This window comes from Nocardioides sp. P4_G4 (assembly GCF_056401085.1).
In genome coordinates, this window is sequence record NZ_JBFUKA010000019.1 from 1 (window position 1) to 19988 (window position 19988).

Annotated in this window: 20 protein-coding genes; 9 read left to right on the forward strand and 11 right to left on the reverse strand. The window is 69.4% G+C overall.

Features of this window, described 5'->3' with window-relative positions:
* The 3 genes from AC1DQF_RS06270 to AC1DQF_RS06280 all read left to right on the forward strand — a co-directional run.
* The coding region (locus AC1DQF_RS06270) for a phenylalanine--tRNA ligase beta subunit-related protein (protein WP_477524349.1) at positions 1 to 304 on the forward strand (304 nt) is incomplete at its 5' end.
* Positions 301 to 582 (forward strand): hypothetical protein, encoded by a 282-nt coding sequence (locus AC1DQF_RS06275; protein WP_477524350.1) that lies wholly within the window; start codon positions 301 to 303, stop codon positions 580 to 582. The genes AC1DQF_RS06270 and AC1DQF_RS06275, both read left to right, overlap by 4 nt.
* Positions 579 to 1790: a trans-sulfuration enzyme family protein gene (locus AC1DQF_RS06280; protein WP_477524351.1), complete on the forward strand. Its 1212-nt coding sequence runs from the start codon at positions 579 to 581 to the stop codon at positions 1788 to 1790. Before AC1DQF_RS06275 ends, AC1DQF_RS06280 begins: the two co-directional genes overlap by 4 nt.
* Before the next feature lie 77 nt (positions 1791 to 1867).
* Here the strand turns inward: AC1DQF_RS06280 and AC1DQF_RS06285 are convergent, their stop codons facing one another.
* Entirely contained in the window at positions 1868 to 2656 is a 789-nt protein-coding gene (locus AC1DQF_RS06285; RefSeq protein WP_477524352.1) for an endonuclease/exonuclease/phosphatase family protein, read from the reverse strand.
* Positions 2657 to 2941: 285 nt separating this feature from the next.
* On the opposite strand from AC1DQF_RS06285, the gene AC1DQF_RS06290 reads away from it, so the two are divergent.
* Positions 2942 to 3121, forward strand: coding sequence for a hypothetical protein (locus AC1DQF_RS06290; protein ID WP_477524353.1), 180 nt, complete (start codon positions 2942 to 2944; stop codon positions 3119 to 3121).
* Positions 3122 to 3397: 276 nt separating this feature from the next.
* On the opposite strand, the gene AC1DQF_RS06295 is transcribed toward AC1DQF_RS06290, so the two are convergent.
* On the reverse strand, positions 3398 to 3850 hold the full coding sequence (locus AC1DQF_RS06295) for a hypothetical protein (RefSeq protein WP_477524354.1): 453 nt from the start codon (positions 3848 to 3850) through the stop codon (positions 3398 to 3400).
* A 276-nt stretch (positions 3851 to 4126) separates the two neighbouring features.
* On the opposite strand from AC1DQF_RS06295, the gene AC1DQF_RS06300 reads away from it, so the two are divergent.
* Both AC1DQF_RS06300 and AC1DQF_RS06305 read left to right on the forward strand, forming a co-directional pair.
* Positions 4127 to 5254, forward strand: coding sequence for a DUF4062 domain-containing protein (locus AC1DQF_RS06300; protein WP_477524355.1), 1128 nt, complete (start codon positions 4127 to 4129; stop codon positions 5252 to 5254).
* 293 nt (positions 5255 to 5547) lie between these two features.
* A complete protein-coding gene (locus AC1DQF_RS06305) occupies positions 5548 to 6099 on the forward strand; it encodes a hypothetical protein (protein WP_477524356.1) in 552 nt (183 codons plus the stop codon).
* A 310-nt stretch (positions 6100 to 6409) separates the two neighbouring features.
* Here AC1DQF_RS06305 and AC1DQF_RS06310 read toward each other — a convergent pair whose 3' ends face one another.
* The 3 genes from AC1DQF_RS06310 to AC1DQF_RS06320 form a co-directional block, all read right to left on the reverse strand.
* Complete coding sequence (locus AC1DQF_RS06310) at positions 6410 to 7312, reverse strand: hypothetical protein (protein WP_477524357.1); 903 nt, start codon at positions 7310 to 7312, stop codon at positions 6410 to 6412.
* 396 nt (positions 7313 to 7708) lie between these two features.
* Positions 7709 to 8524 (reverse strand): ABC-2 transporter permease, encoded by an 816-nt coding sequence (locus AC1DQF_RS06315; protein ID WP_477524358.1) that lies wholly within the window; start codon positions 8522 to 8524, stop codon positions 7709 to 7711.
* Entirely contained in the window at positions 8521 to 9420 is a 900-nt protein-coding gene (locus AC1DQF_RS06320; RefSeq protein ID WP_477524359.1) for an ABC transporter ATP-binding protein, read from the reverse strand. Before AC1DQF_RS06320 ends, AC1DQF_RS06315 begins: the two co-directional genes overlap by 4 nt.
* A gap of 133 nt (positions 9421 to 9553) precedes the next feature.
* Here AC1DQF_RS06320 and AC1DQF_RS06325 point away from each other — a divergent pair, with 133 nt between their 5' ends.
* Positions 9554 to 10699, forward strand: a complete 1146-nt coding sequence (locus AC1DQF_RS06325; RefSeq protein WP_477524360.1) for a sensor histidine kinase — start codon at positions 9554 to 9556, stop codon at positions 10697 to 10699.
* Positions 10696 to 11352 (forward strand): response regulator, encoded by a 657-nt coding sequence (locus AC1DQF_RS06330; RefSeq protein ID WP_477524361.1) that lies wholly within the window; start codon positions 10696 to 10698, stop codon positions 11350 to 11352. The genes AC1DQF_RS06325 and AC1DQF_RS06330 overlap by 4 nt, the downstream gene beginning before the upstream one ends.
* A 20-nt stretch (positions 11353 to 11372) precedes the next feature.
* Here the strand turns inward: AC1DQF_RS06330 and AC1DQF_RS06335 are convergent, their stop codons facing one another.
* From AC1DQF_RS06335 to AC1DQF_RS06350, 4 genes are all read right to left on the reverse strand, one after another.
* Positions 11373 to 11798 (reverse strand): VOC family protein, encoded by a 426-nt coding sequence (locus tag AC1DQF_RS06335; RefSeq protein ID WP_477524362.1) that lies wholly within the window; start codon positions 11796 to 11798, stop codon positions 11373 to 11375.
* Between the two features lie 45 nt (positions 11799 to 11843).
* Positions 11844 to 12311, reverse strand: coding sequence for an SRPBCC domain-containing protein (locus tag AC1DQF_RS06340; protein ID WP_477524363.1), 468 nt, complete (start codon positions 12309 to 12311; stop codon positions 11844 to 11846).
* 86 nt (positions 12312 to 12397) lie between these two features.
* On the reverse strand, positions 12398 to 13060 hold the full coding sequence (locus tag AC1DQF_RS06345; protein WP_477524364.1) for an FMN reductase: 663 nt from the start codon (positions 13058 to 13060) through the stop codon (positions 12398 to 12400).
* Positions 13057 to 14193: an LLM class flavin-dependent oxidoreductase gene (locus tag AC1DQF_RS06350; RefSeq protein ID WP_477524365.1), complete on the reverse strand. Its 1137-nt coding sequence runs from the start codon at positions 14191 to 14193 to the stop codon at positions 13057 to 13059. Before AC1DQF_RS06350 ends, AC1DQF_RS06345 begins: the two co-directional genes overlap by 4 nt.
* Before the next feature lie 97 nt (positions 14194 to 14290).
* On the opposite strand from AC1DQF_RS06350, the gene AC1DQF_RS06355 reads away from it, so the two are divergent.
* Entirely contained in the window at positions 14291 to 14860 is a 570-nt protein-coding gene (locus AC1DQF_RS06355) for a 4'-phosphopantetheinyl transferase family protein (protein ID WP_477524366.1), read from the forward strand.
* Here the strand turns inward: AC1DQF_RS06355 and AC1DQF_RS06360 are convergent.
* Complete coding sequence (locus tag AC1DQF_RS06360; RefSeq protein ID WP_477524367.1) at positions 14787 to 16067, reverse strand: M1 family metallopeptidase; 1281 nt, start codon at positions 16065 to 16067, stop codon at positions 14787 to 14789. The genes AC1DQF_RS06355 and AC1DQF_RS06360 overlap by 74 nt on opposite strands.
* On the reverse strand, positions 16064 to 19936 hold the full coding sequence (locus AC1DQF_RS06365) for a Pls/PosA family non-ribosomal peptide synthetase (RefSeq protein ID WP_477524368.1): 3873 nt from the start codon (positions 19934 to 19936) through the stop codon (positions 16064 to 16066). The genes AC1DQF_RS06360 and AC1DQF_RS06365 overlap by 4 nt, the downstream gene beginning before the upstream one ends.
* Positions 19937 to 19988: the final 52 nt, after the last annotated feature.

Consider the following 19988-nt stretch of genomic DNA (forward strand, 5'->3'; position numbering starts at 1 on the left):
GTTCGACACCGTCACCGACGGCCAGCCGGTCGTCGAGCACCCCGAGCCCGGCGAGGTCGTGTGGTGCGACGACGCCGGCATCACGTGCCGGCGCTGGAACTGGCGACAGGGCCGCCGCACCCAGCTCAGCGCGGACACCACGTCCGCGTTGTTCATCCTCGACGCCCTTGCGCCGATGACCGACGACACCCTCACCGCCGCAGGTGACGACCTCACTGCCCACCTGAGCCAGCTCGGCGCCGACGTACGACTCGCACGCCGCCTCATCACCCCCGCCAGCACCCGTGCACAGGAGCACCAGTGATCTGCTGCCAGTTCATCTTCAAGCCCGGCAGCTACGACGACGACTTTCACCGCCTCGACGGGGAGATCGACGACTACGCCCGCAGCCTGCCCGGGTTCGACCGCGTCGAGAAGTGGCTCTCCCCCGAGGGAGACGTCGTCAACGCGATGGACTACTTCGCCGACCGCAAGTCCGTCGCGATGCTCGGCCGGTTCCCCCAGCACCGCGCGGCCAAGGGACACACCCAGGAAGCCGGCCGCGCCGTGCTGACCGCAGCCGACAGGGAGGACCCCTCATGACTCGTCCCGACAAGCACGACTTCGCCACTCTCACCGGGAACTCCTGGTCCGTGCACGGCGGCAACCACGCAGACGAGACCACCGGCGCCATCCGCACCCCCATCGTGATGGCCAACTCCTACCGGCTACCCGAGGACCCCAGCGACATCGACGTCCCCGACTACCAAGGACTCGTCTACACCCGCGAGCACGGCGCCAACCAGCGCGGACTGGAGGAGAAACTCGCCAAGCTCGACCACGGCGAAGCCGCCGCCGTGTTCGGCACCGGCATGGCCGCCCTGCACGCCGCGTTCTTCACCATCCTCAACCCTGGCGACCACGCCATCGTGTCCAACGTCGTCTACATGCGCGTCGCCGGACTGTTCACCGACGTCTTCCCAACGAAGCTCGGCATCGACGTCGACTTCGTCGACATCACCGACCTCGACGCCGTCCGGGCCGCGGTCCGACCGACCACCAAGCTCGTCCACACCGAGGTCATCGCCAACCCCGACCTCCGCGTCGCCGACGTGCCTGCCCTCGCGGCCATCGCCCACGACGCGGGCGCGGTGCTGACCATCGACTCCACGTTCACCCCGCCGCCGATGATGCGTCCCCTCGACCACGGAGCCGACCTCGTCATCCACTCCCTCACCAAGTACTACAACGGCCACGGCGACGCCATGGGCGGCGTCGTCATCGGTACCCGCGACCTCGTCGAGGAGACCCGCACCGGAGCGATGTGGCACGCCGGCGGGGCCATCTCCCCGTTCAACGCCTGGCTCATCATGCGCGGCTCCACCACCCTTCCGCTCCGCCTCGAGCGGCAGTGCGCCAACGCCCAGGCCATCGCCGAGTTCCTCCACGGAGACCCCCGCGTGGTCCACGTCGCCTATCCCGGCCTACCCAGTCACGAGCAGCATGCCGCCGCCGTCGCGCAGCTGAACGGCGGGTTCGGTGGTGTCGTCTCGTTCGCCATCGGCGGTACCCACGCCGACCGGCTCACGTTCGTCAACGACCTGCGCGTCATCACCTCCGCGGTCTCCCTCGGGCACGACGAGACCCTCATCGCGTACGAGGAGTACCCCGAAGGCCCCGCGAAGGCCTTCGCGCAACCGTTCCGCGACCAGGGCCTCGTCCGCCTCGCCATCGGCCTCGAAGCGAGAGAAGACCTCATCGCCGACCTCGACGCCTCGCTCACGACCGCATTCGGCAGGCCGGCCGGCTAAGACAAGTACGTCCGCACTTCGGGGGATCCGGTAGCTCCGATACGCGCCGACAGGCGGCGGATAGACGCAACTGCGTCTCAGGCAGGTCGTCCGGCGACGTGAGCGTGGTGTTGACCCGATCCCGGTACATCCAAGCCCCGGAACGTCACTAGGACGCCCCCGTGATCGCTCAACTTGGCACCGTCCACGACGCTGTTCCATCCGTCAACGTCGGACGTAAAGTCTCTGCCTTGCCCCGGTCCCGCGCAAACATGATCGATGGGCGGATGCTGCAATGTCTCAGCGTCGAATCGATCGGTGGTGGTGAGGCAGACGAGATTTGCCCTCGTCAGTTCGGTGTTGAGTAGCGCTCGGCAAGCCTTGGTGCCGTAGTAGTGCTTGCCGCCGAGGTCTTGATTGAGATCGCCCGCAACAATGAGCGTCGCGTCAGGAAAGCGCTCCCGAAGAGACGCCCATTCTCGACCCTGACCCGGCACGACCCTGGGATACTCCTCCCAGCCCTTCGCAGGACTGTCCTTGTCTGGGCCGACGTCACCGTTCCACGGCAGCACAGTCCCGTAGACGATGACCTCGCCGGCGTCGCCGGCATCGAGCCGAACCACAACACACCGTCGCGGATCGGAAGTCGGAAGCCGTTCGATCAGTGGGAGCGACGTCCAGATGGTTGTCCATCTGCCGCCGGGTGCTGAGTAGCGCTGGTCCGAGTGGACARGTTCGTGGCTCGCGGAAAGGTCGAGGTCGTCGTGGGTCTCGGTGAGAACCCACACCTGCGCCTCCTTGGACGCCAATAGGTCGCGCCTGCGCTGGTTCTTCTCCATACCTCGCGCGTACTGGACGTTCCAGGTGCCAACTCGAAGCTCACTCACCGATGCTCGCTCATCACCGGAGCAGGGTAGTCACAAGCGCATACACGCACGCGGCGGAATGACTCACCGCGCCGCGGCGCTCCTCGGCTCACATTAGGAGCTCGGAGTTGAGGGCACCGCTCAWCATGAATAGCGGCCGTAGGTCGATCACAACGCCGGGGAAGTCGTCTTCACGCTTGGCGTGGCACCTGAAAGCGTACGATATGGAGCTCACGCTGATCTGCACAACTTCCTGCAGCCGCTTGGTCATAGGTAGAACTTCCGGTCGCGGGTAGCGTGCGGTGCATGAGCGAGCAGCCGGTGTGCCCAAACTGCGGTGATCCCATGCAACTGCTGGAGACGGGCCTCACGAAGCGTCCTGGGCAGCCGGACTACGTGGACTTGAAATACGTGTGCACCAACCCAGACTGCCCAAGCAAGGACGCCGACATGGCCAAGACCGTCGGTCCGGACGGGACGCAGTGATGCCCGGCTTGAGTAGCGGGGAGATCGGGGTGCCGGACGAGCCGCAGTGGGCAAGTGAGTTCGAGCAGAGCTCGAGTGGGCTGGTTTGCAAGCGCTGCCACTCGTCGGTGCCCCAACTGGGCTCCCACCCGGCGAAGCACGTCGAGTGGTGCAAGGCCGTCGAGCAAGTTGTAGGACGGGTTCGCGGCGAGCGCTGACGACGACCGCGCCGCGACCACGCCGACCTGGTCTGGCAGATTGACCGAGCAAGGCGTCGACTCTCGGCCTAGCCATACCTCACGCGCCCTTCGGCTGCAGGTGCTCGTGCACGAAAGCCGCGACCTTGTCGGCGTGCCCGTACTCTCCACCCCGCAGCGAGACGACCGTTCCGTCCAGCAACGTGACACGCCAAGTGCGAACGAGCCAGTCCAACTCTCCCCACTGCGGCATGTCCTCGATTTCAGCCGCCTCGAGCGTGTCGACAGGCGATCCGTATGCCGCCGCTTCCGCGTGCTCGCCGTCAGTGATCCGGGCATGCACCAGCCTCGTTCCCTCGCGCAGGAGGGTGTTGAAATTTCCATCCGCGTCTACCCATGAGACGCCGGGCAAATCGGCCGCTAGTTCGAGGGGCGTCGTCAGGACTGAGGCCAGCGCGATGGCTACTAGCCTGCGTGGCACCTGCTCGGCTCCGGTGTCGTTGACGCGCGAGGCGTTCATAAGGGCCCGGGCGTCGGCGTGAGTCAGTTCCATGCCGTCAGACTCTAGAGAGCAGCACCGACAACCCAAGGCAGGCGCAAAGCGGCCCCCGGACGCCACGGGAAGAGCGACCGTGGCTGCGATGGGCGTAGGGGAGCGGCGCGGCTCCTGGACTACCCTTGCGCAAGCGGCCGCTGGACGCCGACGCGGTGCCGCAAGCGCATCGCGAGCTCGCTGACTCCTTGCATCCCCGCCTAACCCTCACGCGAGACCGCGGCGATGTGACGCGCGGCGCCACCGCCTGTCGGCGCCGTCCTGCATGCTTGTGGCATGCGGGTATTCATCAGTAGCGTTCGACGCGGGCTTGAGCGAGAGCGAGACGCGCTGCCGGGCCTCATCACTGCTATCGGACACGAGGCGCTCCGGTTCGAGGACTTCGGAGCACGTGCCGAAGCATCCCGAGAAGCGTGCCTCGCCGGCGTCGCATCTGCCGATGTGTATCTGCTCATCCTCGGGCCGGTATACGGGCACCGCTTCCCGGAGACCAATCAGTCTCCTACACACGACGAGTGGGTAGCTGCCACAACGAAAGGCATGCCCCGACTCGTCTTCCGCAAGACCGGGGTTGACTTCGAGGAGGACCAGGAGGAGTTTGCGCGTCTTGTCGGGAGCTACTCGGACGGAGTCTTCTACGACCAGTTCGAGACTCCAGAAGACCTGCAAACGAAAGTCGCGGCAGCAGTCCTACGTCAGGCAAACGCCCCATCCCCGCTGGCCTTTGAACCGCTCTCGCAGGCACCCTCGATCAGTTGGCATGACGAATGGAGCGATCGTCGGGCAAGTGGGAACCACGAGCCGGCGTTCATCGAGCTCCACGTAGCTCCGATCGAGTCCAGCCGCATATCGGCCCGCCGCCTGAAGCAGGCGTCTGGCCAGATGATCAACGGTCTGAGGCAGAGCGGCGCTGTCTCGGCCGCGGCAGGACTCGACGTCTCCGAGGAACCTGAGGCGACAGTCGTTGAAGTTCCACCCCCGGACCGACAAGGCGGGGGCTGGGGTCAACCCCGGCCCGGAACCCTTTCGGGAGTTCGGCTGTCGGCGGACGGTCAAATCTCCCTGTGGGCGACTCTGCCCAGCGACGGTATGGGAGCGATGGTCGATCCGGCGCACCTGACAAGCCAAGTGAGCGAGATGCTCCGCTGCATCGGCGTCATGAACGTGCACGTGCCCGGCAGCTCCGCTATCGCGATCGGAATCGGAGGATCGACACTGCTCGTGTCGCTGGCGACGGTCAGCGGGGTGAGTCGCACAAGCGCATCGATGGGCATGGGTCGGGACGGCCCAATCCGCGTTCTGCCCGACGAGAGCGTGTCTGAGTCCGCGTTCGGTGGTGGAGCAAACGAGGTCGCCCACATGCTCGCCAGCGCTCTCGTTGACGAGTTTCGTCGTCGTCGTTGACGCTGAATCGAGTGTCGGCGGTCGAGCACGAAGCGGCATCCATGGACTGCTCTCGGCGTGCAAACGGCCGTGTCGACAGCCCTCTCGATCCAGAGTCGTGGGTTCCAGCTCGGGGTCCTCGTAGATATGGTGCACAAATCTGCGCACGCCTCGTCCGTCAGGTTCCTCAGCGGCTAGCCGTACCGGCATGCGGCTCCCCCGTTTCGTGACACCCGCGGCGGATTGACGCGGTTCGCCAGCAGCTCTGGTGTGCCTGCAGGGCACTGGAGGAGCGCACCTCAATACTGGTCTGCATGGACTCGAACACGTGGGGCGACCTCGCAACCTGGGTGACAGCCATTGTCACGCTGGGGGCGCTCGTCGCGGCCATCGCTGCCGTGCGCCGTTCTGGCAAGCTGCTACAAATCGAGCAGGACCGCGACCAGGCTCGCGACAAGCGCGACGCTGAGCTACGAGAAGCCGCGGAGCGAGCCGAACAGGCCGATCTGGTGGCGGCGTGGCCAGAAGACGTGGAGGACTTCGGGCCCCTCTCGGTGCGGTTGACCAATGGGTCCAGCCTGCCGGTCTACGACGTCGAGCTGGAGTTCGTCGGGCCGTCCGGCGTAGAGACGGAGAAGGCGGGGCTGCTTCCACCAGGGACGCAGCTGCACGACTGGCCGCAGGGGATGCACGACGGGGAGGGGACACTCGCGGACTTCCGGGTGGCGCTGAGGTTCCGCGACACGGCGGGACGGGTGTGGCGTCGCAACGAGTACCGGGGTGCTGAGGCGGACCGGTATCACCGTGTATCCGCAGTCCATAACCACGACCGCAAGAGTGGGCACACCTACGATCACCACAACTAAGCAACCCCAGCATCCGAACGACCAGCGCGGGTGACCTTCTAGAGGGCTGTCTTTGCGCTCTTCGGCGCTTACGCCGACTTGGCCTCGACCAGTTCGCACTCATCGATCCATCGCGGCGGAATGGGTCACCCTCGTGACTAGACCTGGGCCTCGATCTTCCAATCCTATGTGGCCGCCGAGTGATCGCAGCAAGAATTGGGTTCCCGGGAACGCAGACGCCGCACGATGGAAGTTCGGGCACCGCGGTTACATGCCGCACGTTCAAGCCGGAGTCAAAGACGTCGATTTAGTCCTGCATGCGAAGGCGCTTTCAGCCCGAAACCTGCGTGAAGCTTGAATTGGTTAGCGACCGCACCGGTTCTGGACCCAACTGCGCTTCAAGAAGCTCTACCAGCCTTCCTGCTTGGTGCGCACGCGAAGGGTGGCGCAACTTGCTGAAATCCTTACCCGTGACCACCTCTCCTTGACGGAGACGACTAACCAACTCGAACAGCGTCTCCATGGCTTTCGCCACAACAGGCGCGTTGCGACGCATTTGTTCTTCATCGCTCAAGAGCTGCCTGAATACGTCGATCATGTAAGAGTAGTAGTCAAGAACATCCTGACTTTCACTCGCATGCAAATGTTCTGGGGCATCGGCAGCAAAGCGCGAATCAAGGTTCACCATACGTAAGTGAATGTCCTGGACGATCTCGAGAAGGGCCGCCTCTCTTTGACCTGCTTCTCCGGTGTTGCCGAGGGCTATGCGATCGAGAGCGTTGCTCAACGGGGAATCTGGTTCCTCGTTCGATTCCGAGATCGCTTGAAGCATGGCACCCAGCGATTTCTTTGCCTCCTCCGCGCCGTCGAGCGCAAGTTCGTAGAAGATCGCTCGTTGCGGGGCTACATCGAAAGGAATCGTCTGACCCTTCTCGATCATGTGGACGACCGGCAACTTCGCCGCGTGGCGTACCGCGAGTTCATAGAACACGTTAGGGTTATGTCCCGTCATGTCGGCAACGACCATGGGCGCGGAAATCAGCAATTCTATAATTTGCTTTGAAATCGTGCCAGGATCGTGGATATCGTCCGCTCGCTTAACCACGTACCCTCTGGCCTCAAGCGCGGGCTTAACGATATAGCGCAACAATTGATCAGCCTTCTTGCGCTCAGGAGAGTCGTCGGCGCCGATCGGCGAGATGACGAAACAGACTTGCCCGGAGTCGCTAGACACTAAATCTCCTTGTGCTGGTAACGGGTCGCGAGGTTAACATCCGCGTTTGAGTTCGCCTCTGAATCGGATGGTGGCGTGTCTGGCGCCTGACTCCCGCAACGCGTCGGCCGCTACTGCGTGGGGACAGACGACTCGAACCAAGCGACTGCTTGTACGTCAATCTGGGCGAACTGCCCTACCCCCAGCCGACAACGAGGCTGTCGAGAGATCCCGAGTCGACGCGACGAGAGTGATTCACCAGACCTGTACGCCATGCGGCAGTGACGTCGCTCAGACATACCCGATCTGGGGACCTTGGCACCCGCAGGGTGACCGCTTCGCACGCTGCGCCAACCCACCACGAAACGGCGTTATCCGGAACGCACGAGTTCCGGATGCCGCCGCAAGTGTGCGCGACTACTTGACCTCGGAGCGCCGCAGGAACAGCAGCCCGACGGCGAGGGGGAAGACGATCCAGATCATCGTGGTCGAGGCGAGCATCGCCCACTCCTCACCGGTGTTCGTGGCGCCGTCGAAGAGCTCCACCTGCGTGTAGTTCCAGTCGATCCACGGCTGCAGGTCCAGGAACCACTCCCGCAGCAACGCGAGCAGCCCGAGGACGCCGGGCAGCACGAATGAGACCACGAAGTACGCGACGATCGCCGCGGCCGAGGCCCTCAGCACCACGCCGAGCGTGAAGCCGATCGCCATGCCGACCAGGTTGCCGAGCACGATCTGGGGTGCGGAGGACAGCGACACGTTCCAGACGGTGTCGACGCCGGCGAGCGCGGAGCCGGCCACGTTGCCGACGGCGCCCACCGCGAAGACGACGGCCATCGAGCCGAGGCCGACCAGGGCGGCCGCGATGGCCTTGGCGCCGATCACTCGTCCGCGGCTCGGCACGAGCGTGAACGTCGTGAGTCCGCTGCGCTGGCTCCACTCACCCGTGACGGCCAGGATCGCGATCATCGGCAGGATCACCGACATCGGGAGGCCGATCGCCCTCGCGAAGCTCTCGTAGGTGACGTCGCTGTCGGGAGCGAAGATGATGACCGCCCCGGTCGCGATGACCGACAGGACGCCGATGCTGACGAGCATCCAGAATCCCGAGCGGGTGTCGAACATCTTGCGCAGCTCGACCGTGACCAGCCGAGTGGTCGGGATGGGGCGGGCGGCACGGCGGACCGGTGCGGCCTCCGTGGTGGTGGCCGGTGGGCCGATCGTGGCGGTCATGCCGCAACTCCTTCGCGTTGGGTGTCGGCAGTGAGCGACAGGAACATGTCTTCCAGCCCGGCGCCCTCGGCGGAGCGGAGCTCGGTGAGGGCGATCCCGGCGGTCAGGGCCACGGCCCCGACCCTGGCGGGGTCGGCATCGGTGCGGACCGAGCCGTCCCCGGCGAGCGTGCTGGGGATCCCGGCCTGCTCGAGCGCGTGAGTGAGGTCGGACGGCGACGTCGAGCGGACGAGCGTCCCGGCCGCGGCGAGGAGCTCTTCCTTGGTGCCGGACGCGACGATCCTGCCGTTGCCGATGACGACCAGGTCATCGGCGATGACCTCGATCTCGTGGAGCAGGTGTGAGGACAGCAGCACCGTGCCGCCCCGGCCGGCGAAGCCCGTCAGCAGGTCGCGCATCCACCGGATCCCGGCGGGGTCGAGGCCGTTGGCGGGCTCGTCCAGGATCAGCACCTGGGGATCCCCGAGGAGTGCCGTGGCGATGCCGAGCCGCTGGCGCATGCCGAGCGAGTAGTGGCGCACCCGGCGCTTGGCCTCGGCGGGTGTCAGGCTCACCAGCTCGAGCATCTCGTCGACTCGAGAGCCGGGCAGGCCCATCGTGGCCGCTGCGACCGCGAGGATCTCGCGGCCRGTGCGACCGGCGTGCTGCGCGGAGGCGTCCAGCAGGACGCCCACCTCGAGGCCGGGGTTGGGGAGGTCGGCGAACCGTGCTCCGTTGATGGTCGCGGAGCCGGATGTCGGGACGGTCAGACCGACCATCACGCGCATCGTGGTGGACTTGCCGGCGCCGTTCGGACCGAGGAAACCGGTCACGCGGCCGGGCCGGGCGGTGAAGGAGACGCTGTCGACGGCGGTGAAGCCGGCGTACCTCCGGGTCAGGGAGTCAACTGTGATCATGGGCTCCACCGTGACGGCGGGCGGGGTAGCCGGTCATCGGCCGTGAGGCGCCGAGCCGGTCGTGCCTTCGGCCGAGGGCCGGGTCAGCCTTTCGGCCGGTCCCCCGGCGGCGCTCCATCCCTACGCTGAGGGGGTGAGCAATCCACTGCGGTCCCTCCTGGAGGAACCCCGGCCCTCGGCTCCACCGGTTCGGGTATGGCGGGACTGGGCGCTGCTGGCGGTCGTGACGCTCTCCGGCGTGCTGGAGGGCCTCCTGCGCGAGAACATGCCGCTGCCGGGGCTGTCGGTGGTGATGACGGTCGGACTGGCGCCGCTGCTGCTGTGGCGGCGTACCCACCCGCTCGCGGTGGTCGCGACCGTCTTCGGCGTGACCGCGGTCGTGGACATCGTCCTGGTCGCCTCCGACGCACCGGCGCTCGACGTGTACACGTCGCTCTACGTCCTGCTGCTGCCCTACTCGCTCTTCCGGTGGGGTTCCGGGCGAGAGGCGGTGGCGGGTCTGGTGATCATCCTGGTCCCGGCCACCATGGCGTTCGTCGTCAGCTGGACCGGGGGGGCCGACGCGATCGGCGGGGCCGCTGTCCTGTTGTCCGCCTTCGCCCTGGGCTGGGCGGTGCGTTCCCAGGAGGGCGCCCGGGAGCGAAGACTGGAGCAGGTGAAGTCGGAGGAGCGGGTCCTGCTGGCGCGCGAGCTGCACGACACCGTGGCCCACCACGTCTCTGCCATCGCCGTCCAGGCCCAGGCAGGGCGCGCTCTCGCAGCGTCCGACCCCTCGGCGCCGCTCGAGGCGCTGGAGGTGATCGAGGTGGCGGCATCGCGCACGCTCGCGGAGATGCGGGCGATGGTCCGCGTGCTGCGCAACGAGGCGCCCGTCGACTACGCCCCGCAGCCCGGCATCGCCGACCTCGAGCGGCTGTCCGGCTCCTCGCCCGCCGGGCCGCGCGTGGWGGTCAGGGTCTCGGGTGACCTCGCCGCCCTCCCGGCGGCGATCGACGCCGCTGTCTTCCGGATCGCCCAGGAGGCGGTCACCAATGCCCTGCGGCATGCCCGGAACGCCACCCTGGTCGACGTGCGCGTCGCCGGAGAGGAGTCGACGGTCAGCCTCGTCGTCCGCGACGACGGYGATCCGGGCACGGCCGACCCCGCTCCCGACGCGGGGTTCGGGCTCACCGGGATGGTGGAACGCGCGCTGCTCCTGGGTGGCGCGTGCCGGGCAGGTCCCTGCCCCGGTCGCGGCTGGGCCGTCAGCGCGACACTGCCGCGGCAGGTGTCGGCGTGAGCATCCGGGTGCTGGTCGCCGACGACCAGGATCTCGTGCGCACCGGACTGCGACTGATCCTCGGCACCCTGGACGGCATCGAGGTCGTGGGGGAGGCGCGCGACGGGCAGGAGGCGGTGCGGCTGGCCCGCGAGCTCCGTCCCGACGTGTGCCTGATGGACATCCGGATGCCCGTCCTCGACGGCGTCGAGGCGACCCGTCTGCTGGCCGGACCGGGCGTCGAGGACCCGGTCGCGGTCGTCGTGATCACCACCTTCGACCTCGACGAGTACGTGCACGGTGCGCTGTCGGCCGGCGCCACCGGGTTCCTGCTGAAGGACGCCGGACCCGAGCTGCTCGGCGAGGCGATCCGGGCGGCCACCCGAGGCGACTCGCTCATCTCGCCCAGCATCACCCGCCGGCTGCTGTCGACGTTCGCGGGCACGGGGCGGTCAGCTCCTCCCGCCCAGCCCCTCGACCCGCTCACCGAGCGCGAGGAGCAGGTGCTGCTCACCATCGCGCGGGGGCGCACCAACGCAGAGATCGCCGCCGAGCTCCACATCAGCCTCAGCACGGTGAAGACCCACATCGGCAGCCTCATGGCCAAGCTCGGCGCCCGCAACCGGGTGGAGGTCGCGATGTGGGGGTACGAGACCGGCCGGGTCCGGGAGTAGATGCCGGGAAGCTCGAGCTGTCAGCCCTGGGACTGGGCGGCGATGTTGACGAGCCAGTTGATCCCGAACTTGTCGACGAGCATGCCGAACTCGTCGCCCCAGGGGGCGGGCTCGAGCGGCTGCGGCACCTGGCCACCCTCGGCGAGCCCGGCGAACCAGCCGCGTAGCGCGTCGGCGTCCTCGTTGCCACCGGAGAGGCTGATGGAGATGTTGTTCCCCATCGTGACCTGCACCATCTCCGGCGGCGCGTCGGCGACCATCAGCGTGTAGCCGGCGGGGGTCTCGAGCTGGCCGTGCATGACCTGCGTGGCCAGCGGCCCCTCGGTGCCCATGTCACCGAAGGTCATGACGGTGAGGTCGCCGCCGAGCACCGACCGGTAGAACTCCAGGGCCTCTCGGGCCTTGCCGTCGAGGACGTTGACGTACGGATTCAGCTGACTGGCCATGGTGAGCCCCCTGGTGGGTGGACGGTGTCGTGGACACCCACCAACCTACGAGCCCGTGACCGCCTGGTCGAGGTTCGTGAGGGCGGTCTCCAGGTCGGACTGGGACACCAGCGGGAAGCTGATCTTGCTCAGCAGCTCCTGGTCGGTGACGTTGCTCCAGTCGTAGGTGTGCCGGACCTTCGTCGCCTCGGAACCCTCGGCCTCGAGCTCCCAGACCCACTGCCAGCCGGGGGGCTCCTGGCCGGCGGGGGCGGTCTGCCACGCGAGCAGCTGGTTGGGCGAGTAGCCGGTCACGGTGTTGTCGGTCTGGTAGTCACCGCCCATGTGGTCGCCGGTCATGTCCATGGTGAACACGTCGCCGACCTGCTGGATGCGGTTGGAACCCACGTCGCCCTTGACGAAGCCGGAGCCGTCGATCTGGGCGTGCCGCTCCGGGTTGCTCAGCACGTCGAAGACGGCGGAGGTCGGAGCCTGGATGGTGCGTTCCACGGTGATCCTCTTGTCGTCGCTCATCCGTCGACCATGTCTCGCCGCACCGGCCCGGACAACCGTCCGGGGTCCCTAGGGGTGGTGCGTCCCGTCACCGAGCGTCGGAGCGATCAGCCGGCGTGCCCGCGGAGCAGGTCCGCGAACTCGGTCACCGGGCCGACCGAGGTGCCCGACGTACGTCGTGCGGACGGCGTACGCCGCTCGCCCGCGTCCGGTCCGAAACCGGCGACGTGGTCCGTGGCCACGACGAGCCCGGCCAGCTCCCCCGCGGCGCGGGTGATCCGCGCCGAGAGGTCGGTGGTGCCGCCGAAGTCCTCGGTGGCGGCGAAGACGCCCGTCGGCACGACCACGGCCCGCAGGTAGGCGAACATCGGACGCATCGCATGGTCGAGGACCAGCGAGTGCCGCGCGGTGCCGGCGGTCGCGGCGATCAGCACCGGCATCCCGGTGAGCGCGTCGGGGTCCAGGGCGTCGAAGAACATCTTGAAGAGCCCGCTGTACGACGCCGTGAACACCGGCGTCACCGCGATCATCGCGTCGGCCGACGACACCAGGTCGCGGACCTCGCTGAGGCGGGCGGTCGGGAGGCCGCCGCTGGTCATGTACGCCGCCAGCTCGCCGGCCAGCTCACGCAGCTCGACGTGCTCGAAGCGGGCGGCCTCGCCGCGCGCGCCCACCTGGGCGGCGACGGCGTCGGCGAGCTGGTCGGCCAGGAGCCGGGTGGAGGAGGGGACGCTGAGGCCGGCGGTGACGACGACGACGGTGCGGGTCATGCGGAGGCTCCTTGGACGAGGGTCGCGCGGGCGGGCTCGACGAGGTGGTGCGGGGCGTCGGGCCCGGCGGCGACGAGGGAGGTGTGGGTGGGCGGGTCGCTCGGCACGTGGGCCGGGCGGCGGCGGTCGAACTCGGCCCGCAGGACCGGGACGACCTCGGTGCCGAGGATCTCGAGCTGCTCGAGCACGAGCTCGGTCGGCAGGCCGGCGTGGTCGACGAGGAACAGCTGGCGCTGGTAGTCACCGGCGTAGTCGGCGAAGCCGAGGGTGCGCTCGATGACCTGCTCGGGGGTGCCGACGGTCAGCGGGGTCATCGTGGAGAAGTCCTCCAGCGAGGGGCCGTGGCCGTAGACGGGGGCGTTGTCGAAGTAGGGCCGGAACTGGCGCTTGGCCTCCGCCTCGGTGGTGCCCATGAAGACCTGGCCGCCGAGCCCGACGATCGCCTGGTCCGCGCTGCCGTGGCCGTAGTGCTCGAAGCGCTGGCGGTACAGGCGCACCATCTGCTCGGTGTGCTCCTTGTTCCAGAAGATGTGGTTGTGGAAGAACCCGTCGCCGTAGTAGGCCGCCTGCTCGGCGATCTCGGTGCTGCGGATCGAGCCGTGCCACACGAAGGGCGGCGTGCCGTCCAGCGGCGCCGGGGTGCTGGTGTAGCCCTGCAGCGGGGTGCGGAACTCGCCCTGCCAGTTGACGACCGGCTCGCGCCAGAGGGTCCGCAGCAGGTGGTAGTTCTCGATGGCGAGCTTGATGCCGTCGCGGATGTCCTTGCCGAACCACGGGTAGACCGGGCCGGTGTTGCCGCGGCCCATCATCAGGTCGATGCGGCCACCGGAGAGGTGCTGGAGCATCGAGTAGTCCTCGGCGATCTTGACCGGGTCGTTGGTCGTGATCAGCGTCGTGGACGTGGAGAGCAGCAGCTTCTCGGTCTTGGCGGCGATGAAGCCCAGGTGTGTCGTGGGGCTGCTCGGCACGAAGGGCGGGTTGTGGTGCTCGCCGGTGGCGAAGACGTCGAGCCCGACCTCCTCGGCCTTGAGCGCGGTGCGCGTCATCGACTCGATGCGCTCGGCCTCGCTCGGGGTGCGTCCCGTCGTGGGGTCGGTGGTCACGTCGCCGACGCTGAAGATGCCGAACTGCATGATGCCTCCTGAGCTGGTGCTCCAACCGGTGTGGTTKAAGATTGTACTACCTTAACGACTCCACCCCGCCACCTATTCCGCTGCCATGCTGGGCGGCATGGACGGGGTCGGCACCGCAGCCGTCGAGGTGCGGTGGCACCGCGGACGCACCAACGACGAGGCGCTCGCCGACCACACGCGCGCCGCGACGGGCGGCGACCCGGCCATGGCGATCGAGGTCGGACGCCTGTGTCCGCAGTGCGGCAGCGCGACCCACGGCCGTCCCTGGGTCGCGGTGCCCGGCGGGAGGACCGCCCGGCCGTTCGAGGTCTCGGTGGCCCGGTCCGGACCGCACGTCCTCACGGCGCTGGCCGACCGCCCGGTGGGGGTGGACGTCGAGCACGTCGGCGACGTGGCCCGCGGGTGGGACCCCGCCCTGGTGCTGGCCCCCGGCGAGCGGGCCGACTCCGCCGAGGCGCAGGCCCGCAGCTGGGCGCGCAAGGAGGCCGTCCTCAAGGCCCGCGGCACCGGGCTCGCCGTACCGATGACCCTGGTCGTGCTCGCCGAGGCGGACTGGGTTGACCTGGCGGCCCCGCCCGGGTTCGTGGCGGCGCTCAGTCCGGCAGGTCGGGCAGGTCCGTCTGCCGCAGCCACGCGTCGAACAGCTCGCCCAGGTCGTCGCCGCTGACCGTCTCGGCGAGCCTCTGGAAGTCCTCGGTGGTGGCGTTGCCGCCGGCGTTGTCCTCGACCCACTGCTCCAGGACGTCGAAGAAGTCGTGGTCGCCGATCGTCAGCCGCAGCGCGTGCAGGGTGAGGGCACCGCGCTTGTAGACCCGGTCGTCGAACATCAGGTCCCGGCCCGGGTCGGCGAGCAGCAGGTCCTCGGGCTCGCCGGCCAGCCTGCCGAGGTGGTGACGGGCGCGGTCGTCGCAGGAGTCGCGGCCCGACTCCTCCGACCAGAGCCACTCGGCGTAGCAGGCGAAGCCCTCGTGCAGCCAGATGTCCTTCCACTCACGCAGGGTCACGGCGTTGCCGAACCACTGGTGGGCGAGCTCGTGGGCCACCAGCCGGACGTCGTCCCAGGTGTCGGTGGCGAAGTTGCGCCCGAAGGTCGACAGCGACTGCGACTCGAGCGGGATCTCCAGCGCGTCGTCGGTCACCACGACGGTGTAGCCGGCGAACGGGTAGACACCGAACCGGCTCTCGAAGAAGCGCATCATCGCCGGCTGCTGGCCGAACGACGCGTCGTACCCCTCGCCGCGGAGGTCCGGCGGGCACACCACCGTGACCCCGTCGCCGAGGTCGCGCGCCTCGTACCGGCCGATCTGGGCGGTCGCGAGGTACGGCGCCATCGGCTGGTCCATCTCGTAGGTCCACTCGACGGTCGAGCCCCGTCGCCGCTTCCCGGTCAGCTTCCCGGACATCGCGACGTAGTACTCCGAGGGCGCGGCCAGCGTCGCCGCGAAGGTGGCCTTGGCCGTCGGTCGGTCGTTGCACGGGAACCACGTGGGGGCGCCGTGGGGCTGCGCGGCGACGATCGCGCCGTCCGTCAGCTCCTCCCAGCCCGCGTCGTCCTGGCCCGGGCTGGAGATCGTCCCCGGCGAGCCGGCGTACGTGATCCGGAGCTCGAACTGCTGGCCCGCCTCCAGCGGCGCCGTGACGGTGATCCGCGAGCCGCGGTGGGAGAACCGGACCGGCCTGCCGTCCAGCAGCAACTTGCCCACCCGCAGGCCCGCGAGGTCGACCGCCACCGACGAGGTGTCCTCGGTGGCGGTGCACGAGAGCACCGCGTCGCCGTCGAGGCGGTTGCCGGCCAGCTTGTAGGAGAGCCCGAGCGAGTAGTGGCGCACGTCGTACGACGCGTCGCCGTGGCCCGGGACGTAGGGGTCGGTCATGCGGGTGCCTCCCAAGGGCCGATCGGGTTCCCGATCCAGCAGGTACGAGGAGGCACACCCTCCCCGCGCATCACGAGCGAGACCGGCCCCACGGAGGCGTGCCGACCGATCGTCGCGGCGGGAAGGATAACGCTGTTCGGGCCCAGGGTCGCTCCCGCCTCGAGCGTCACCCGGTCCATGCTCAGCACCCGGTCGTGGAACAGGTGCGTCTGCACGACACAGCCCCGGTTGACCGTGGCGCCGTCCTCGAGGGTGACCAGGTCGGTCTCGGGCAGCCAGTAGGTGTCGCACCACACGCCGCGACCGATGCGCGCGCCGAGCATCCGCAGCCAGACGTTGAGGGCGTAGGTGCCCTGGACCGGGGCCGCGAACCACGGAGCGGCCAGGACCTCGGTGAAGGTGTCCGCGAGCTCGTTGCGCCAGACGAAGGACGACCACAGCGGGTGCTCCCCGGTGCGGTGGCGCCCCACCAGCACCAGCTTGGCACCGACGGTGACGGCCGCGGCGAGGATGCCGGCGACCGCGAGCACCGGGCCCGCCAGCAGCACGGCCAGCAACGGGTGCCGGTCGAGCAGGGCCAGGAGGGTCACCCCGACCCCGAGCTGGAGCAGCACGAGCAGCAGCATCGGCACCATCCGGCAGGTCTCGACCAGGCCGCGGTAGACGTGGAGGCGGGTCGAGGGGTCGTAGGTACGACGGTCGTCCGCCTCCCCCGCCGTACGCCGGAGCCGGGTCGGCGGGCTGCCTACCCACGACGAGCCGCGCTTGGCGCCGGCCCGCCGGTCGGGGGCCGCGGACAGCACCGCGACCAGGGACTCCTTGGGGACCTTGCGGCCGGGGGCGAGCATCCCGGAGTTGCCGACGAAGGCGCGCTTGCCGACCTTGACGTTCCCCACCCGGATCCATCCGCCGCCGAGCTCGTAGCAGCCGATGAGGGTGTCGTCGGCGAGGAAGGCGTGGTCGCCCACGGTGGTGAACTTGGGGATCAGCAGCACCGTGGACGCCTCGACGCCCGTGCCGACCCGGGCACCGAGCAGGCGCAGCCAGATCGGGGTCAGGGCGCTGGCGTAGAGGGGGAACAGCCACGTGCGCGCCTCGTCGAGGAGGCGCAGGGTGCTCCAGATCCGCACCCCGGTGCCGGAGCGGACGGGGTRTGCGCCGGCCTCCATGCCGAGGGCGAGCAGGCGCACGATCGCCCACACCAGGAAGATCAGCACGGCGTAGCCCACGAAGCCCGCCACCGGCACCCACGGCAGGGCGGACCGCACGGCCTCGCCCAGGGAGTCGGCGTCCCGGGCGGCCCACACCAGCACCAGCCCGCCGACCGCCCCCGAGATCCCGGGCAGCGCGGCGACCACGAAGGCCATCAGGCCGTACAGACCGAGCCAGGCCGACTCGCGCGGCGCCGACGAGGTCGCCCACGGACCGCGCGCCTCCGGGGCGCGCACCTCGGCGGGCGAGCCGGACCAGAACTCTCCGGTCGGCACCTCCCCCTCGACCAGTGACCCGGGCGCGACCTCGGCGTCCTTGCCCACGACCGCTCCGGGGCTGAGCGTGCACCGGGCGCCGATCCTGGCGCGGGCGCCGATCCGGATCTCTCCGACGTGCAGGACGTCGCCGTCGATCCAGTGGCCGGCGAGGTCGACCTCGGGCTCGACCGCCGCCCCCCGACCGACCGTGAGCATCCCGGTCACCGGCGGGATGGTGTGCAGGTCGACCCCCGTTCCGATGTCGTTGCCGAGCAGCCGGGCGTAGTAGGGGAACCACGGTGCCCCGCCGAGCGAGGTGGCCGCCAGCTCGTCCTGGATCCGCTCGGCCAGCCAGATCCGCAGGTGCGTCTTGCCGCCGCGGGGGTGCGCGCCCGGCGTCACCGGCCGCAGCACGACGCGCGCCAGCAGCCCGGCGAGGGTCATCCGCCCGGGTGGCACGAGGAAGAACCACGTCGTGAGGACCAGCACCCACAACGGGTACGACGGCAGCCAGGCGACGTCCAGCACCCGGTGGCCCACCGTGGAGGCCAGCACCAGCCAGCTCAGCCAGCGCATCCCGGCCAGCGCCCGCAGCGGGAGCAGCGCGACCAGCTGGCCGCCCTGGCTCTTGGGCGGCAGCGGACGGACCTCGCGCTTGGTCGCCGTCGAGGTGCTCGTGAAGGAGGCAAGCACGTCGGCGAGGCCCGCGACGCTGGGGTGCGCGTAGACGTCACCCACCACGGTCTCGGGGTAGCGCTCGCGGATCCGGCTGACCACCTGCGCCGCGGTCAGCGACCCGCCCCCGAAGTCGAAGAAGTCGTCGCCCGGACCCGTGACCTCGGCACCGAGCACGTCGGCCCAGATCTCCGCGATCCAGGCCTGGGTCTCGTCGAGGCCGGCCGGCGTCGACGACGCGGTCGTGGACGCGGGCAGCGGCCACGGCAGGGCGTCCCGGTCGACCTTGCCCGACGTCCGGGTCGGCAGGGTGTCGAGCACGGCGAGGCGAGGGACCAGCGCGGCGGGCAGGCGACGGCGGAGCAGCTCGAGGGCCGTCGCCCCGTCGTACGACGGGTCCACCGCGAGGTAGCCGACCAGCAGCCGGTTGCCGGACCTGGTCGACCGGACCGCGGCCGCGGCGCCGTTGACGCCGGGGAGCCGGAGCAGCTGCTCGTCGATCTCGCCGAGCTCGATGCGCCGCCCGCCGAGCTTGACCTGGTCGTCGGCCCGGCCGGCGAAGACCAGGCCGGCGGGGTCGTTGCGCACCACGTCACCGGAGCGGTAGGCGCGGTCCCACCCGAGACCGGGCATCGGGGCGTACTTCTCGGCGTCCTTGGCGGAGTCGAGGTAGCGCGCCAGGCCGACCCCGCCGATGATCAGCTCCCCCGACTCGCCCTCGGCGACCGGGACGCCCTCGGCGTCGACCACCGCCAGGTCCCAGCCGTCGAGCGGCAGCCCGATCCGGACCGGGTCCGAGCCGTCGAGCAGGGCGCCGCACGCGACCACGGTCGCCTCGGTGGGGCCGTAGGTGTTCCAGACCTCGCGCCCCTCGCGCTGCAGCCGGGCCGCCAGCTCGGGCGGGCACGCCTCGCCGCCCATGATCAGCAGCCGCACCCGGTCCAGGGAGCTCGCGGGCCACAGCGCGACCAGGGTCGGCACCGTGGAGACGACGCTGACGTCGTTGGCCACCAACCACGGACCCACGTCGACACCGCTGCGCACCAGCGACCGCGGCGCGGGCACCAGGCACGCGCCGTACGCCCAGGCCAGCCACATCTCCTCGCAGCTGGCGTCGAACGCGACGCTCAGCCCCGCCATGACGCGGTCGCCGGGACCGATCGGCCGCTCCTGGAGGAAGAGGCGGGCCTCGGCGTCGACGAAGGCAGCCGCGTTGCGGTGGGTGACGGCGACGCCCTTGGGGGCGCCGGTCGAGCCGGAGGTGAAGATGACCCACGCGTCGTCGTCGGGGGTGGGGACCGCGGGGACGTCGTCCAGGTCCCCCCGACGGTCCCCGCGCGGTGCGATCACCAGGTCGTTGCCGACCACCGCTGCGGCCCCCGACTCGGCGAAGACCACCCGCGCCCGCTCGTCGGGGTCGTCGGCGTCCACGGGCACGTAGGCGGCGCCGGCACAGAGGATGCCCAGGATGGCCACGTAGAGGTCCGTGGTGCCGGACTTGATGCGGATCCCGACCTTGTCGCCGCGGCGTACGCCGAGCGCCGCGAGCTCCTCGGCGACCGTCTCCGCCGCCTCGACCAGGTCGGCGTAGGTGAGCACCGCGACACCGCTGTCGACCGCCGGCGCCTCGGGGAACCGGCCCGCCGTCCCGCGCAGGATGTCGACCAGCGTGCGAGGTGCCGGCGCGCGGTCGGCCGCGAGCAGGGCGGGCAGCGGCGACGTCACCCTCCGAGTGTCGTGCATCCGGACGTCCAGTGGGTGACATGACGACGACCAA

Bases quoted from the DNA above. Each gene is read 5' to 3' on its own strand.
- AC1DQF_RS06280 (WP_477524351.1), top strand. From the start codon at position 579: ATGACTCGTCCCGACAAGCACGACTTCGCCACTCTCACCGGGAACTCC.
- AC1DQF_RS06290 (WP_477524353.1), top strand. From the start codon at position 2,942: ATGAGCGAGCAGCCGGTGTGCCCAAACTGCGGTGATCCCATGCAACTG.
- AC1DQF_RS06295 (WP_477524354.1), bottom strand. From the start codon at position 3,850: ATGGAACTGACTCACGCCGACGCCCGGGCCCTTATGAACGCCTCGCGC.
- AC1DQF_RS06300 (WP_477524355.1), top strand. From the start codon at position 4,127: ATGCGGGTATTCATCAGTAGCGTTCGACGCGGGCTTGAGCGAGAGCGA.
- AC1DQF_RS06305 (WP_477524356.1), top strand. From the start codon at position 5,548: ATGGACTCGAACACGTGGGGCGACCTCGCAACCTGGGTGACAGCCATT.
- AC1DQF_RS06315 (WP_477524358.1), bottom strand. From the start codon at position 8,524: ATGACCGCCACGATCGGCCCACCGGCCACCACCACGGAGGCCGCACCG.
- AC1DQF_RS06335 (WP_477524362.1), bottom strand. From the start codon at position 11,798: ATGGCCAGTCAGCTGAATCCGTACGTCAACGTCCTCGACGGCAAGGCC.
- AC1DQF_RS06340 (WP_477524363.1), bottom strand. From the start codon at position 12,311: ATGAGCGACGACAAGAGGATCACCGTGGAACGCACCATCCAGGCTCCG.
- AC1DQF_RS06345 (WP_477524364.1), bottom strand. From the start codon at position 13,060: ATGACCCGCACCGTCGTCGTCGTCACCGCCGGCCTCAGCGTCCCCTCC.
- AC1DQF_RS06350 (WP_477524365.1), bottom strand. From the start codon at position 14,193: ATGCAGTTCGGCATCTTCAGCGTCGGCGACGTGACCACCGACCCCACG.
- AC1DQF_RS06355 (WP_477524366.1), top strand. From the start codon at position 14,291: ATGGACGGGGTCGGCACCGCAGCCGTCGAGGTGCGGTGGCACCGCGGA.
- AC1DQF_RS06360 (WP_477524367.1), bottom strand. From the start codon at position 16,067: ATGACCGACCCCTACGTCCCGGGCCACGGCGACGCGTCGTACGACGTG.